The organism is Streptomyces sp. NPDC050439, assembly GCF_040655335.1.
GTDB lineage: Bacteria > Actinomycetota > Actinomycetes > Streptomycetales > Streptomycetaceae > Streptomyces.
Genome location: NZ_JBFAJT010000007.1, coordinates 135,541 through 149,386, shown reverse-complemented (window position 1 = coordinate 149,386; position 13,846 = coordinate 135,541). Strand labels below are relative to the sequence as shown.

The window sequence follows — 13,846 nt, the reverse complement described above, 5'->3', positions numbered from 1 at the left end:
TCAGGTCACGTACTCAGGTCACGTGCTCAAGTCGCGTGCTCAAGTCGCGTACTCAGAAGGCCGAGATCCCGGTGAGCGCCCGTCCTATGACCAGCTTCTGGATCTGGCTCGTGCCCTCGTAGAGCGTCATCACGCGCGCGTCGCGCAGCAGCTTGCCCGCGGGGTACTCGTCGATGTAGCCGTAGCCGCCGAAGACCTGGAGGGCGTTGTTTGCGGCGCGCACCGCGGCCTCGGAGGCGAACAGCTTGGCCTTGGAGGACTCCGTGGTGAAGGGCTGCCCGCGGTCGATGAGGTCGGCGACCCGCCAGGTCAGCAGGCGCGCGGCGTCCACGTCCACCGCGATGTCGCTGATCAGCTCCTGCACCAGCTGGTGCCCCGCGATGGCCTTGCCGAACTGCTCGCGCTCGGTCGCGTACGTCACGGCCGCGTCAAGGGCGGCCTGGGCGATGCCCACACACCCGGCGGCGACCGACATCCGCCCCTTGGCGAGCGCCGACATGGCCACCGAGAAGCCCTTGCCCTCGGGCGCCATCATGGCCGACGCGGGGACGCGGACGCCCTCGAGGACCAGTTCGGCGGTGGCCTGGCCGCGCAGCCCGAGCTTGCCGTGGATGGTGCGGCGGCTCAGTCCCGGAGTGTCGGTCGGCACCAGGAAGGCGGAGACGCCCTTGTGGCCGGGGGCGTCGTTCGTCCGCGCGAAGAGCAGCACGACGTCGGCCCAGGTGCCGTTCGTGATGAACATCTTGGAGCCGTTGATGACGTAGTCGCCGCCGTCGCGCACGGCCTTCGTCGAGAGGTTCCCCGCGTCGGACCCGGTGCCCGGCTCGGTCAGCCCGAAGCACCCGACGAGCTCACCGGAGGTGAGGCCCGGCAGCCACTGCCGCTTCTGTTCCTCGCTCCCCCAGTACGCGATGGTCTTGGCCACCAGGCCGAGGGAGACCGACACGATGCCGCGCACGGACGAGTCGCCGCGCCCCAGCTCCTCGGTCACCAGGCAGTAGGCGAGGTGGTCCCCGCCCGAGCCGCCGTACTCCTCGTCGACGGTGAGCCCGAGGAAGCCGACCTCACCGAGCTTCTTCACGATCGAGCGGTCGACGCTCTCGGCACGGTCCCACTCGATGACGTGCGGGGCGATCTCGCGGGCGACGAAGTCCTTCGCCAGCTGCCGGACGGCGGACTGCTCCTCGCTGAGCTCCAGGTTCATCGGGGGCACCTCTTCGGATCGACGCGTGGGACCAGATTTAAATTAGCACTGCTAGTTTCTTGCGGCAGCCCTACTATGTGCCGCATGGCCCGACCGCGCAAGCCCCTCCTCAGCAGAGATCGCATCGTCGAGACGGCGCGCGCGCTCGTGGACGCCGAGGGCCTCGCCGCCGTCTCGACGCGGCGCCTCGCCGCCGAGCTCGGGGTCAGCGGGCCCTCGCTCTACAACCACTTCCGCACGAAGGACGAGATCCTGGAGGCGGTCGCGGACTCGGTGAGCGCACAGGTCGACCTGTCGATGTTCGAGACCACCGACGAACGCGACTGGCGGACGGCGCTGCACGACTGGGCCGTCTCCTACCGCGCGGCGCTCACCCTGCACCCCAACATCGTTCCGGTGCTCGCGAGCGGCCCCGGCCGGCGCCCGGCCGGACTGCGCCTGGCGGACGCGGTGTTCGGGGCGATGGTCGACGCGGGCTGGCCCGCCGCGCAGGCCACGTCGATCGGCGCGCTGATGCGGTACTTCATCATGGGTTCGGCGCTCGGCTCCTTCGCCGGCGGCTTCGTGGACGACGCGACCGCCTACGACCCGGCCGACTATCCGCACCTGGGCCAGGCCCACCTCCTCGCCGACCGCCAGCAGGAGATCGACGAGCGCGCCTTCGAGACGGGCCTGCAGGCGCTGCTCGACGGGCTGGCGCTGCAGTACGCGCAGGTGGCGGCGCCCGCCGTATGACCGTTCGGCGCCGACCGAACCGTCCCCGGCGCATCCTTGAGCCATGACCGACCCCGCGACCCCTCACCTCGCCGCGCTCGCCGGGCTCATCGCCGACGAGACGCGCGCCGCCTGTCTGCTCGCCCTGCTCGACGGCCGGGCCTGGACCGCCGGTGAGCTGGCGCGGCACGCGGGGGTCGCGGCGTCCACGCTGAGCGAGCACCTGGGGAAGCTCGTCGCGGGCGGGCTGCTCGCCGAGGAGCGGCAGGGACGCCACCGCTACGTCCGCGTCGCCGACGCGCGCGTGGCGCAACTGATCGAGGACCTGACGGCATACGCGCGGCCGGGCGGGGCCGCCGTCCGGCCGCCGCGCACGCTGCGGGAGTCCGGTGCGAGCGAGGCGATGGCGCGCGGACGCACCTGTTACGACCACCTCGCGGGCCACCTGGGCATCACGATCACCCGGGCGATGACGGAGCGCGGCCTGCTGCGCCAGGACGCGGGCTTCGCCCTGACCGACGAAGGGATCACCTGGTTCGGGGAGTCGGGCATCGGCCTGGAGCGCACCGGCAGGCGCCCGCTGGCCCGCGCCTGCGTCGACTGGACGGAACGCAGGCCGCACCTGGCGGGGGTCGCGGGCGCGGCGCTGTGCCGCCATGCGCTGGACGCGGGGTGGTTGGTGCGGATCGGTTCCGAGCGGGCGGTCAAGGTGACGCCGACGGGAGCGCGGGCACTGGAGACGCACCTCGGTATCGCCGCGCCCCGCTAGGTAAATGTAAAGTGCACCTGCCTTGTCGGGGGAAACATGGACGTAACACGGGAGTGAGCCGTGCGGCACGCAACGGATGCCAAGAGCCTGCCACTTCGGGCCCTGCCCTTCGCCGCCCACGTCCTGCGCGGCCAGGCGCAGGTCACCTTCCTGCCCAGCGCGGCGGCGGGTGCGGTCTTCTGCGTGGCGCTCTTCGCGGCGGGATGGCAGTACGGCCTCTACGGGCTCGCGGGCACGGCCGTCGGCACGGGGACGGCGCGGCTCCTCGGGGCGGCGCACGACCGCGTCTCGACCGGGCTCGAAGGCTTCAACGCCTGCCTCACCGCGCTGTGTTTCGCGGTGTTCCTCGGCGCCGGGCACCTGTCCACGGCCGTGCTCGCCCTCGCGGGCTGCGTGGTGGTCACGGTGGTGACGGCGGCGATCGTGAACCTCCTCGCCGTCTGGGACCTGCCCTCGCTCACGCTCCCGTACTGCCTGCTCGCGAGCGTGACGACGATGGCGGCGCCCGGTTTCGAGCGGGTCTGGCACCACCGGGTCGACCCGGCGGCGCTGACGCAGGCGGCGAGTGACCCGACAGCGCTCCGGCTCGTCGATCTGACGCGCGGGTTCTTCGCGGGCTTCGCCCAGATCTTCTTCATGCCGCAGTGGTACGTCGGCGCGCTCGTGCTCCTCGGCCTCTTCGTCGCGAGCCGTCGCGCGGGGGCCGTGGCGTGCCTCGGCAGCCTGACCGGCATCGGCACGGCGGTCGCGCTCGGGGCGCCGACCGCGCGGATCGCCGACGGCACGATGGGATACAACGCGGTCCTCGTGGCGCTCGCGCTGTGCGGCGTCTTCCTGCCCTCCCGGGGCGTGACGCTCGCCTACGCGCTCGTCGGCGCCGCCACGGCGACCCTCGCGGGCTCAGCGCTGACGGCGCTCCTCGCACCCTCCGGCGGGCACGCGTTCACCTGGCCGTTCGTGCTGACGACTCTCGCGTTCCTGGCCGCGGCCAAGTCCTTCGCACGCCTGGGCGAACCGGCCGCGGCGCCGTCGGCGAAGACGGCGCCGCCACCGGTCACGAGTGCCCCCGTCAGCGGGAACTCGCCCTCCCCGCAAGCACCTTGATGGAGATGAGCGCGATCACCGCGAGGCCGATGATGTACGCGGAGACGGCCATCGAGGTGCCCGTCGCCTCCAGGAGCAGCACCATCACGAAGGGCGCGAGCCCGCCGCCGAACACGGCCGCGATCTGATAGCCGAGCGAGGCTCCCGTGTAGCGCATCTCGGCGGTGAACAGCTCCGCGAACAGCGCGGCCTGCGGCCCGTACATGATGCTGAGGAAACAGCTGGTGACAAAGGTGCCGACGGCCAGCCACAGCAGCGAGCCGGTGTCGATGAGCAGGAACATCGGCACCGCCCAGACCGCGAGCCCCGCGGCGCCCAGAGCGTAGATCTTCAGCCGTCCGATGCGGTCGGAGAGCGCGGCGGACGCCGGGATCAGGGCGAGTTGGGTGAGGCTCACGCAGAGCGAGACGGTGAGGACCGCGCTGCGCTTCATGTCGAGTTCGCGGGTGGTGTAGTCGAGGACGCCGGTGATGATGATGTAGAAGGTCGCCGTGTTCACCGCGAAGGAGCCGCCCGCCAGGAAGACGGTGCCGAGGTGGTGGCGCAGGATCGTCCGCAGGGGCGAGTTGCCCCCTTCGCCGCCCGCGCTCTTCTGGGCCTTCTCCTTCTCCGCGAGGGCCTTCTCCGCCTCACGGAACTCCGGGGTCTCCTCCACGCGGGTGTGGATGTACCAGGCGAGCACGAGGACGAGGAGCCCGACCATGAAGGGCACTCGCCAGCCCCATGACTCGAAGGTGCTCTCGCTGGTGACGGCACCGGCGATCAGGAAGACCGTGTTGGCGGTCACCACGCCGATGGGCACGCCGAGCTGGACCAGGCTCCCGTAGAGGCCGCGCTTGCCCTCGGGGGCGTACTCGGTGGCCATCAGCATCGCGCCGCCCCACTGCGCGCCGACCGCGATGCCCTGGAACACGCGGAGGGTGACGAGGAGGATCGGCGCGGCGATGCCGACGGTGTCGTACGTGGGGAGCAGGCCGATGCCCGTGGTGGACAGGCCCATCAGGGTCAGGGCGAGGACCAGCATGGGCTTGCGGCCACGCTTGTCGCCGAGGTGCCCGGCGATGATGCCGCCGACGGGGCGGGCCAGGAAGCCGACCGCGAAGGTGGCGAACGCGGCGAGGACTCCGGCGGAGGAGCTGCCGGAGGGGAAGTACAGGTCGCCCAGGACGAGGGCGGCCGCGATGCCGAAGACGAAGTAGTCGTACCACTCGACGGCCGAGGCGAGGGCGGCCGCGGTGGCCACCTTGCGGCGGTGGGGATCCGCCGGGTTCGCGGGCCGATCGGATGGGGGGTGGGGGGCCGCCGTGGGGGCGGACGGTGCGGGGTCCATTGCGGTGCACACTCCGGTGGGTCCGGGGACGGGACGGGGGGGTGGGCGTGTGATTGCAGGGACCGTACCGACCGGTGGGTATGTGGTCAACGGTTCGCGTCGGACGGACTGGAAATCCAGCCCGTCCGGCGTTTGAGGACGAACTCGGCGGAGCCGGTGATGTTTTGACCGGGGCTAGAACACCACCAGCGCCCGCCCGCCCTTCCCCGCGACCATGTTCTCGAAGGCCGCGGGGATGCCGTCCAGGGCGATGCGGTCCGTCACCAGGAGGCCGAGGTCGAAGCGCCCCGCACGGATGTGATCGGCCAGGACCGGCAGGTCGACCGCGGGGTCCGAGTTGCCGTACACGCACCCCGCGAGGGTCCTGCCCCAGTGGAAGATCTCCAGGGCGTTGAAGGTGATCTGCTGGTCCTTGCCGCCGATGCCGACCACCGTCGTACGCCCGCCGCGCCGCGTGGACTCCCAGGCCGTGCGGATCGTCACCGCGCGGCCCACGCACTCCACGGCCACGTCCACGCCCTGGCCGCCGGTCAGCTTGCGGATGTCCTTCGCCGTCTTCTCGGAGGCGACGACATACTCCGTCGCTCCGGCCGACCGCGCCAGCGCCTCCTTTTCCGGAGACACGTCGACCGCGATGATCTGCGAGGCCCCGGCGATCCGTGCCGCCTGGAGTGTCGCGAGACCCACGCCCCCGACCCCGTAAACGGCCACCGTCTCGCCTTCGCGTACCCGCGCGGAGTGGTGCACGGCGCCGTAGCCGGTGAGCACGGCGCAGCCGAGGAGGGCGGCGTCCGTCAGCGGGACGCCGTCCGGGGCGGGCAGCACGCAGTTGCCCGCCACCACCGTCTCCTCGGCGAACGCGGCGACGTTCAGGCCCGGGTGCAGGTCGGCGCCGTCCGAGGCGCGCTTGGCATACACATCGGCCGCACCGGCCAGCGCGTTCACGCACAGCCACACCTCGCCGAGCGAGCAGGGGTGACAACTGCCGCAGGAGGGGGCCCAGTTGAGGACGACCCCGGCACCGGGGGCGACATGCGTGACCCCCTCCCCCACGGAAACGACCGTCCCCGCGCCCTCGTGCCCGAGCACGGCGGGCACGGGCACCCGCATCGTGCCGTTCGTCAGGGACAGGTCGGAGTGGCAGACCCCGGCGGCGGCGAGGCGCACCCGCACCTGGCCTGGTCCCGGCTCGGGCAGGTCGATCTCGGTGATCTCCAGCGGAGAACCGACGGCGGGCAGAACGGCGGCGCGGACCACGGTGGCGTACTCCTTGAAAGGCGGGTGGCGATGAGTTCAGAACTGCTCGGGACCGCTCAGAACTGGAGGGACTTCGTCTGGAGGTACTCGGCGAGCCCGTGCGGGCCCAGTTCGCGCCCCACCCCCGACTGCTTGTAACCGCCGAACGGGGCGAGGGGGTTGAAGCTGCCGCCGTTGATGTCGACCTGCCCCGTGTCCATGCGGCGGGCGAAGGCGATCGCCTCCGCGTCGTCGGCCGCCCAGACCGCGCCCGCGAGCCCGTACACGGTGCCGTTGGCGATCCGCAGGGCCTCGGCCTCGTCCTCGTACCGGATGATCGAGACGACCGGGCCGAAGATCTCCTCCTGGGCGATCGTCATGTCCGGGGTGACGTCGGCGAAGACCGTCGGCTGTACGAAGTAGCCCTGTTCGCGCGGAACTTCGGAGCCGCCTGCCACCACGCGGGCGCCTTCCTCGACGCCCTTGTCGATGTAACCCCGCACGCGAGCCTGCTGCTTGGCGTTGACGACGGGGCCGATGCGGGAGCCGTACTTGACCGCGGCGGCCGACGCGAGCGCGACCGCCTCGTCGTACCGCTCCGAGTCCACCAGCATGCGGGTCCACGCGCTGCACGTCTGGCCCGAGTTGGACATGACGTTGGCGACGCCGACGTTGACCGCCTTGGCCAGGTCGGCGCTGGGCAGGATGACGTTGGCGGACTTGCCGCCGAGTTCCAGGGCGACGCGCTTGACGGCCGCACCCGCGGTCGCGCCGATCTGCTTGCCGACCGCCGTGGAGCCGGTGAAGGAGACCAGGTCGACGTCCTCGTGCTCGGCGAGCGCCTGTCCGGCGACCGGGCCGAGCCCGGTGACCAGGTTGAAGACACCGGCGGGGATGCCCGCCTCGTGCGCGGCCTCGGCGAAGAGCTGGGCGGTGAGCGGGGTGTCCTCGGCGGGCTTCAGGACCACCGTGCAGCCCGCGGCGAGCGCGGGGGCGACCTTGTTGACGATCTGGTGGAGGGGATAGTTCCAGGGGGTGATCGCGCCGACCACGCCGACCGGCTCCAGGTAGACCGTGGAGTTGCCGATCTTCTCCTCGAAGGCGTACGTCGCGGCGAGCTCGGCATACGAACCGGAGACCAGGATCGGTACGCCCGCGTGCACCATCTGCGAGAACGGCAGCGGCGAGCCGAGCTCCGCCGTCACCGTCTCGGCGATCTCGTCCTTGCGGGCGACCAGCTGGTCGCGGAGCGCGCCGATGAGCGCTCCTCGCTCGGCGGGCGGGGTCGCCGCCCAGGCGGGGAAGGCCTCGCGGGCGGCGCGCACCGCCGCGTCGACGTCCTGCGCCGTGCCTGCCGGGACCTGGCCGATCGGCTGCTCGTCGGCCGGGTTCAGGACCGTGATCGTGTCCGTACCGACGGCGGGCCGCCAGGCGCCGCCGATGTACATGCCGTCGTGGGCCTTCATCGCACTCCTCAGGTAGTCGTCCGCACCCCAAACTAGCGCTGATAGTTTTTTGGCACCAGGGGCGTCGGAAGGGCGTCGGGACCAGGGACATTCACCCCGGCTCGACACCTACCCCCCAGAGGGTCCGCCGAAATTCCGTTTCGTGCATGTGACAGATACATGTCACGTCGTCAACTCCCTTGATCTACGCCTGTAGAGCCGACATTCTGCTGAGCGCGCCGGGAGCGGAACGCACCGCTCCTGGCTGTGTGTGCGAGCACGCACACGCCCCCACAGTTGCGCCGCCCGACCCCAGGGCGAGCGCCGCCAATGAGGAGGACTCCCTCGTAATGGCAATGCTGCGCAGCAAGAAGACCGTGATCGCCGCGGCGATCTCGACCGCCACCGCCGCCACCCTGTTCGGTGCGGTCACCGCCCTCCCGGCCCAGGCCGCTCCCGCCGAGGGCACCGTGATCGGCGCCGGTTCGGCCGACGCCGTCAAGGGCAGTTACATCGTCACGCTGAAGAAGGACTCGGGCTTCAAGGCCGCCTCGACCCAGGGCAAGGGCCTGATATCCGAGTACGGCGGGTCGGTGCAGAAGACCTTCAGGTCCGCGCTCAACGGATACACCGTCGACCTGAGCGCGGCGGAGGCGAGACAACTCGCCGCCGACCCCGCCGTCGCCTCGGTGGAGCAGAACCGCACCGTCCGGGCCGACGCGACCCAGACCAACGCCCCCTGGGGCCTGGACCGCATCGACCAGACGAGCCTGCCGCTGTCCGGCACCTACACCTACCCGGACACCGCGGGCTCGGGCGTCACCGCGTACGTGATCGACACCGGCGTACGCATCACGCACTCCGAGATCAGCGGGCGCGCGGTGAACGGCTATGACGCGGTCGACCGCGACAACACCGCCCAGGACGGCAACGGTCACGGCACGCACGTGGCCACCACCATCGCGGGCAAGACGTACGGCGTCGCCAAGAAGGCCAAGATCGTGGCCGTCCGCGTGCTCGACAACAACGGCTCCGGCACGACCGCCGGTGTCATCGCGGGCATCGACTGGGTGACGGGCAACCACACGGCGGGCGCCCCCGCCGTGGCCAACATGTCGCTCGGCGGCGGCGCGTCCACCACCCTCGACAACGCGGTGAAGAACTCCATCGCCGACGGTGTCAGCTACGCGGTCGCCGCGGGCAACGAGGGCGTCAACGCCTCCTCGTCGTCCCCGGCGCGGGTCCCCGCGGCAATCACGGTGGGCGCCACCAGCAACACGGACGCCAAGGCCAGCTGGTCCAACTACGGCTCGGTCCTTGACATCTTCGCGCCGGGCGTCTCGATCAAGGCGGGCTGGAACACCGGCGACACGGCCACGAACACGATCTCCGGTACGTCGATGGCCACCCCGCACGTCGCGGGCGCCGCGGCGGTCTACCTGGCGGGCCACACCTCGGCCACACCCGCCCAGGTCTCGTCCGCGCTGGTGAACGGAGCCACCACGGGCAAGGTCACGAGCCCGGGCAGCGGCTCGCCGAACAGGCTGCTCAAGATCGTCCCGTAGTCGACGGGCAGTTCCCGAACAGCACACCGTTCCCCGGAGGCAGCCGGCGCCTCCGGGGAACTTTGCGGTGCGGGACCGATCCTCTCCTCTAGGCTTCACCTCAACTCCGGTGTTCCGGAAGACTTCTGCAAGGTTTCGACGGAGTTTGACGGAGGTGCGAAGTGAGCCGGTCCAGGAGCAAGGTGACCATCACGGAGATAGCCAGGCAGGCGGGTGTCTCGGTGCCGACGGTGTCACGGGTGGTCAACGGCCGGTCCGACGTCTCCGAGGACACCCGCGCGCGCATCGAGGACCTGCTGCGCGAGCACGGCTACGAACGGCGGGCGAGCGCGCCCGGCAGCCGTGCCGCCCTCGTCGACCTGGTCTTCAACGACCTCGACAGCCCCTGGGCCGTCGAGATCATCCGTGGCGTGGAGGAAGTGGCGCACGCGGCAGGCGCGGGCACGGTCGTCTCCGCGATCCACGGGGCGTCGGGCTCGGCCCGCCAGTGGATGAAGAACCTGCGGGCCCGAGCGTCGGACGGCGTGATCCTGGTGACCTCCGTCCTGGAACCGATGCTCCACGACGAGCTGCGGCGGCTCGGCGTACCGCTCGTCGTGATCGACCCGGCGGGATCGCCCGCCCTGGACGCACCGACCGTGGGCGCCACCAACTGGGCCGGCGGGATGGCCGCGACGGAGCATCTGCTCTCCCTGGGCCACCGCAGGATCGGCTTCATCGCGGGCCCGCCGAGGCTCCTGTGCTCCCGGGCCAGGCTCGACGGCTACCGGGCGGCCCTGGAGAGCGCGGGCGTGCCGGTCGACGACGCGCTGATCGTGCCGGGCGACTTCTACCACGCGTCCGGGTTCGCCGGGGCGGGTGAGCTCCTCGGCCTCGCCGAGCCGCCGACCGCGCTCTTCGCCGCCAGCGACCAGATGGCGCTCGGCGCGATCGAGGCGCTGCGGCGGCGCGGCCTGCGCGTTCCCGAGGATCTCAGCGTGGTGGGCTTCGACGATCTGCCGGAGGTCAGCTGGTCGGCGCCGCCCCTGACGACCGTGCGTCAGCCGCTGTCCGACATGGGGAAACTGGCGGCCCGTACGGTGCTGCGGCTCGCGCTCGGCGAGGAGCCGGCGTCGCCCCGCGTCGAACTGGCCACGGAGCTGGTGGTTCGGGCGAGCACCGCGTCCCGCGTCTGAGCCCCGCCCCCACCCCGCTCTCCTCCGGCCCCGCGAACTCCCTTTCCTGTCAGGGGCGTTGACACGTCCGGACGCCGCCCGTAACTTCCGTGCGCATCGACCGATAATTTTCGGAACTCTTCCGGAAGGTGCGCTGCGATGCCTACCCCTCCCCTGCGCCGACTGTGCCTCCCGGGCCGTCCGGGCCGACCGGGCCGACCGGGCCGACGCATACGTACGGCCCTGGCCGCCGCCGCGGCCCTGACGCTCGCCGCCACCGGCCTCTCCGCCTGCGGCAGCGGCGGCCCCCAGGACAGCGCGGGCGGTGGCGGCGCCGCGCTGGAGGCCTGGGTCTACGGCGACCCGTCGGCCGCCGTGCAGCGCAAGGTCGTCGACCGCTTCAACAAGACCTCGGACGTCAAGGTGAAGCTCGTCGAGATCCCCGGCGAGGGCTACCAGGACAAGATGCGCACCTCCATGGGCACCGCCAACGCCCCCGACATCTTCTTCAACTGGGGCGGCGGCTCCATCAGCGACTTCGCGGCCAAGGACATGCTGGTGGACCTCGGCCCGTACATGAAGAAGGATCCCGCGCTGAAGAAGGCGTTCATCCCCTCGATCCTGGACGCGGGCCGCATCGACGGGACGTACTACGGCGTCCCGATGCGCGGCATGCAGCCGGTGATCCTCTTCTACAACAAGAAGGTGTTCCGCGAGGCGGGCGCCCAACCTCCCTCGTCCTGGGCCGACATGCTCGACCTGATCGACACCTTCAAGGAGAAGGACGTCACGCCCTTCGCGCTCGCGGGCGCCGACCCGTGGACCGAACTGATGTGGCTCGAGTACCTCCTCGACCGGATCGGCGGGCCCGACGTCTTCCAGAAGATCATGGACGGCGACGCGTCCGCCTGGAACGACCCCGCCATGATCAAGGCGGGCGAGATGATCCGTGACCTGGTCGACCGCGGGGCGTTCGGCAAGAACTACAAGTCCGTCAACTACACGGCCGACGGCGCGTCCACCCTGTTCGCCCGCGGCAAGGCCGCCATGCACCTGATGGGCAGCTGGGAGTACGCCAACCAGCAGGCCAACCAGAAGGAGTTCGCCGAGAAGGGCCTCGGCTGGACGTCCTTCCCCGCGGTGCCGGACGGCAAGGGCGACCCGAAGGACGTCGTCGGCAACCCCACCAACTACTGGTCCGTCAACGCCACCCGGGTGAAGAAGGGCGAACGGCGCGACGCCGCCGTGGAGTTCCTGAAGTTCGCCTCCCAGGACGCCTACGCCAAGGACCTCGTCGCCAACGGGGACGTCCCGGCGACCTCGGACGCGAAGAAGCAGCTCGGCGCGCACAAAAGCCCCGAGTACGCCACCTACCAGTACGACATGGTGAGCGAGGCCCCGTCCTTCACGCTCTCCTGGGACCAGGCGCTCCCCGCCAAGTTCACCGCCCCGCTCACCAACAACCTGCAGAAGCTCTTCAACGGCGACCTGAGCCCGAAGGGCTTCGCCGACGCGATGCGGCGCGTGCAGTGAGCCCGGCCCCCGCCGGCAGCCGCGTGGGCCGCCCCGGCCTGCTGTGGGCCGCGCCCGGCGCCCTGTTCTTCCTCTGCTTCGCGCTCGGCCCGCTCCTCCTCGTCGGCTATCTCTCCTTCACCGAGTGGGACGGACTCGGCGGCCTGCCCTCCTTCAGCGGCACCGGCAACTGGCGCCGCCTGTGGGAGGACTCCACGATGCGCGGGGCGATCGTCCTGAGCCTGCTGCTCACCGCGCTGACCTGGCTCGTCCAGACGCCGATCGCGCTGCTGCTGGGCGTCTGGGCGGCGGGCCGACAGAAGAACCGCGCCGTGCTCAGCGCCGTCTTCTTCCTGCCGCTGCTGGCCTCGTCGGTGGCGCTCGCACTGCTCTGGAAGACACTCCTCGACCCCAACTTCGGCCTGATCGCCGACATCGGCCCCTGGATCGGCTTCGCGGACGGCGACGTGCTCGGCTCCTCGCGCGGCGCGTTCGGCGCGGTGCTCTTCGTGGCGGCCTGGCAGTTCATCCCGTTCCACACCCTGCTCTACCAGGGCGGCGCCCGGCAGATCCCGCGCTCCCTCTACGACGCGGCGTCGATCGACGGGGCGGGCACGGTGCGGCAGTTCTTCCACATCACGCTGCCGCAGCTGCGCAACACCGTCATCACCTCGTCCGTCCTGATGGTGGTCGGCGCGCTGACGTTCTTCGACACCGTGCTGATCCTCACCGAGGGCGGCCCCGGCACGGACACCACGATCGTCCCCTACTGGATGTACGAGACCGGCTTCGTCTCCCGCGACATGGGCTACGCGAGCGCCATCGCCACGGCGCTCGTCGTGGTCGCGACGGGCATCTCCCTGCTGCTCGTACGCCTCACCGGCTTCTCGGCGATGCGCTCCACGCGGGAGGGCCTGTGACCAGCACCATCGAGCGGCCGGGCACGCAGGCCCCCGTACGGCCGCCGCGCGGGACCGGCCGTCGGCGGCGCGCCCGCCCCAACCTCCCGGCCGGAGTCGCCTCGCTGATCTGGCTGGTGATCATCGCGCTGCCGCTGTACGTCCTGCTCGCCACGACGCTCCAGTCGCGCGACGCGTACTTCGACCGCGGCCCGCTCTCCGCGCCCACCGACCCGATCCTCGACAACTACCGCCGCGTCCTGGACAGCAGCTTCTTCACCTACCTCCTCAACACCGCGGTGGTCACGGTCGCCTGCGTCGCGATCGTCCTGGTGCTCGGGGTGTGCGTCGGTTACGCGGTGGTGCGGGCGCGGGGCCGGGGCGCCCAGCGCCTCTTCCAGATGTTCCTGCTCGGCCTCGCGATCCCCGCCCAGGCCGTGATCATCCCGGTGTTCCTGCTGATCACGAAGTTGCAGCTGTACGACTCGCTGCTCGCCGTGATCCTGCCGACGGCCGCGTTCGCGCTGCCCGTGAGCGTGCTGATCCTCGCCGGTTCCATGCGGGACATCGACGAGGAGCTGTACGAGTCGATGGCTCTCGACGGCGCCGGGCCCACCCGCATCCTGCTGCGCCTGGTCGTCCCGATGTCCCGCGGAGGCATCTCCACGGCGGCCGTCTACACCGCCCTGCAGGCCTGGAACGGCTTCCTCTTCCCGCTGATCCTCACCCAGTCCCCCGAGTCCCGGGTGCTCACCCTCGGGCTCTACGACTACGTCGGCGAGTTCCGCGTCGACGTGCCGGCGCTGCTCGCCGCCGTGGTCCTGTCCATCGTGCCCATCTTCGCCGTGTATCTCTTCGCCCGCCGTCAGCTGGTCGACGGTCTGATGGGCGCGGGCGGCCGCTGACTTGAGGAG

12 protein-coding genes are annotated in these 13,846 nt (G+C 71.1%); 8 read left to right on the top strand and 4 right to left on the bottom strand.

Annotated elements, in window-relative coordinates; translation table 11 throughout:
• Positions 1-52 precede the first annotated feature (52 nt).
• A complete protein-coding gene (locus AB0I66_RS28450; RefSeq protein ID WP_363210801.1) occupies positions 53-1,204 on the bottom strand; it encodes an acyl-CoA dehydrogenase family protein in 1,152 nt (383 codons plus the stop codon).
• 84 nt (positions 1,205-1,288) lie between these two features.
• On the opposite strand from AB0I66_RS28450, the gene AB0I66_RS28445 reads away from it, so the two are divergent.
• The 3 genes from AB0I66_RS28445 to AB0I66_RS28435 are packed head-to-tail and all read left to right on the top strand — an operon-like array spanning position 1,289 to position 3,791.
• Positions 1,289-1,939 (top strand): TetR/AcrR family transcriptional regulator, encoded by a 651-nt coding sequence (locus AB0I66_RS28445; protein ID WP_363210800.1) that lies wholly within the window; start codon positions 1,289-1,291, stop codon positions 1,937-1,939.
• A 43-nt stretch (positions 1,940-1,982) separates the two neighbouring features.
• A complete protein-coding gene (locus tag AB0I66_RS28440; protein WP_363210799.1) occupies positions 1,983-2,687 on the top strand; it encodes a winged helix-turn-helix domain-containing protein in 705 nt (234 codons plus the stop codon).
• A gap of 60 nt (positions 2,688-2,747) precedes the next feature.
• Entirely contained in the window at positions 2,748-3,791 is a 1,044-nt protein-coding gene (locus AB0I66_RS28435) for an urea transporter (RefSeq protein ID WP_363210798.1), read from the top strand.
• Here the strand turns inward: AB0I66_RS28435 and AB0I66_RS28430 are convergent.
• From AB0I66_RS28430 to AB0I66_RS28420, 3 genes are all read right to left on the bottom strand, one after another.
• Positions 3,757-5,121, bottom strand: a complete 1,365-nt coding sequence (locus AB0I66_RS28430; RefSeq protein ID WP_363210797.1) for an MFS transporter — start codon at positions 5,119-5,121, stop codon at positions 3,757-3,759. The genes AB0I66_RS28435 and AB0I66_RS28430 overlap by 35 nt on opposite strands.
• Positions 5,122-5,295: 174 nt before the next feature.
• Positions 5,296-6,378, bottom strand: coding sequence for a Zn-dependent alcohol dehydrogenase (locus AB0I66_RS28425; RefSeq protein WP_363210796.1), 1,083 nt, complete (start codon positions 6,376-6,378; stop codon positions 5,296-5,298).
• A 56-nt stretch (positions 6,379-6,434) separates the two neighbouring features.
• Positions 6,435-7,823 carry an aldehyde dehydrogenase family protein gene (locus AB0I66_RS28420; protein ID WP_363210795.1) on the bottom strand — a complete coding sequence of 463 codons (1,389 nt, stop codon included), beginning with the start codon at positions 7,821-7,823 and terminating at the stop codon, positions 6,435-6,437.
• Between the two features lie 329 nt (positions 7,824-8,152).
• Between AB0I66_RS28420 and AB0I66_RS28415 the strand changes: the two genes are divergently transcribed.
• The 5 genes from AB0I66_RS28415 to AB0I66_RS28395 all read left to right on the top strand — a co-directional run bounded on the left by AB0I66_RS28415 (position 8,153) and on the right by AB0I66_RS28395 (position 13,837).
• On the top strand, positions 8,153-9,367 hold the full coding sequence (locus AB0I66_RS28415) for a S8 family peptidase (protein ID WP_363210794.1): 1,215 nt from the start codon (positions 8,153-8,155) through the stop codon (positions 9,365-9,367).
• A 161-nt stretch (positions 9,368-9,528) separates the two neighbouring features.
• Positions 9,529-10,542, top strand: coding sequence for a LacI family DNA-binding transcriptional regulator (locus AB0I66_RS28410; protein ID WP_363210793.1), 1,014 nt, complete (start codon positions 9,529-9,531; stop codon positions 10,540-10,542).
• Between the two features lie 138 nt (positions 10,543-10,680).
• A complete protein-coding gene (locus AB0I66_RS28405) occupies positions 10,681-12,054 on the top strand; it encodes an extracellular solute-binding protein (RefSeq protein WP_363210792.1) in 1,374 nt (457 codons plus the stop codon).
• A complete protein-coding gene (locus tag AB0I66_RS28400) occupies positions 12,051-12,953 on the top strand; it encodes a sugar ABC transporter permease (RefSeq protein WP_363210791.1) in 903 nt (300 codons plus the stop codon). Before AB0I66_RS28405 ends, AB0I66_RS28400 begins: the two co-directional genes overlap by 4 nt.
• Positions 12,950-13,837, top strand: a complete 888-nt coding sequence (locus tag AB0I66_RS28395) for a carbohydrate ABC transporter permease (RefSeq protein ID WP_363210790.1) — start codon at positions 12,950-12,952, stop codon at positions 13,835-13,837. Before AB0I66_RS28400 ends, AB0I66_RS28395 begins: the two co-directional genes overlap by 4 nt.
• Positions 13,838-13,846 lie beyond the last annotated feature (9 nt).

Excerpts from the sequence above, each read along its gene's own strand:
- AB0I66_RS28450 (WP_363210801.1), bottom strand. The coding sequence starts at position 1,204 with ATGAACCTGGAGCTCAGCGAGGAGCAGTCCGCCGTCCGGCAGCTGGCG.
- AB0I66_RS28445 (WP_363210800.1), top strand. The coding sequence starts at position 1,289 with ATGGCCCGACCGCGCAAGCCCCTCCTCAGCAGAGATCGCATCGTCGAG.
- AB0I66_RS28440 (WP_363210799.1), top strand. The coding sequence starts at position 1,983 with ATGACCGACCCCGCGACCCCTCACCTCGCCGCGCTCGCCGGGCTCATC.
- AB0I66_RS28430 (WP_363210797.1), bottom strand. The coding sequence starts at position 5,121 with ATGGACCCCGCACCGTCCGCCCCCACGGCGGCCCCCCACCCCCCATCC.
- AB0I66_RS28420 (WP_363210795.1), bottom strand. The coding sequence starts at position 7,823 with ATGAAGGCCCACGACGGCATGTACATCGGCGGCGCCTGGCGGCCCGCC.
- AB0I66_RS28415 (WP_363210794.1), top strand. The coding sequence starts at position 8,153 with ATGGCAATGCTGCGCAGCAAGAAGACCGTGATCGCCGCGGCGATCTCG.
- AB0I66_RS28405 (WP_363210792.1), top strand. The coding sequence starts at position 10,681 with ATGCCTACCCCTCCCCTGCGCCGACTGTGCCTCCCGGGCCGTCCGGGC.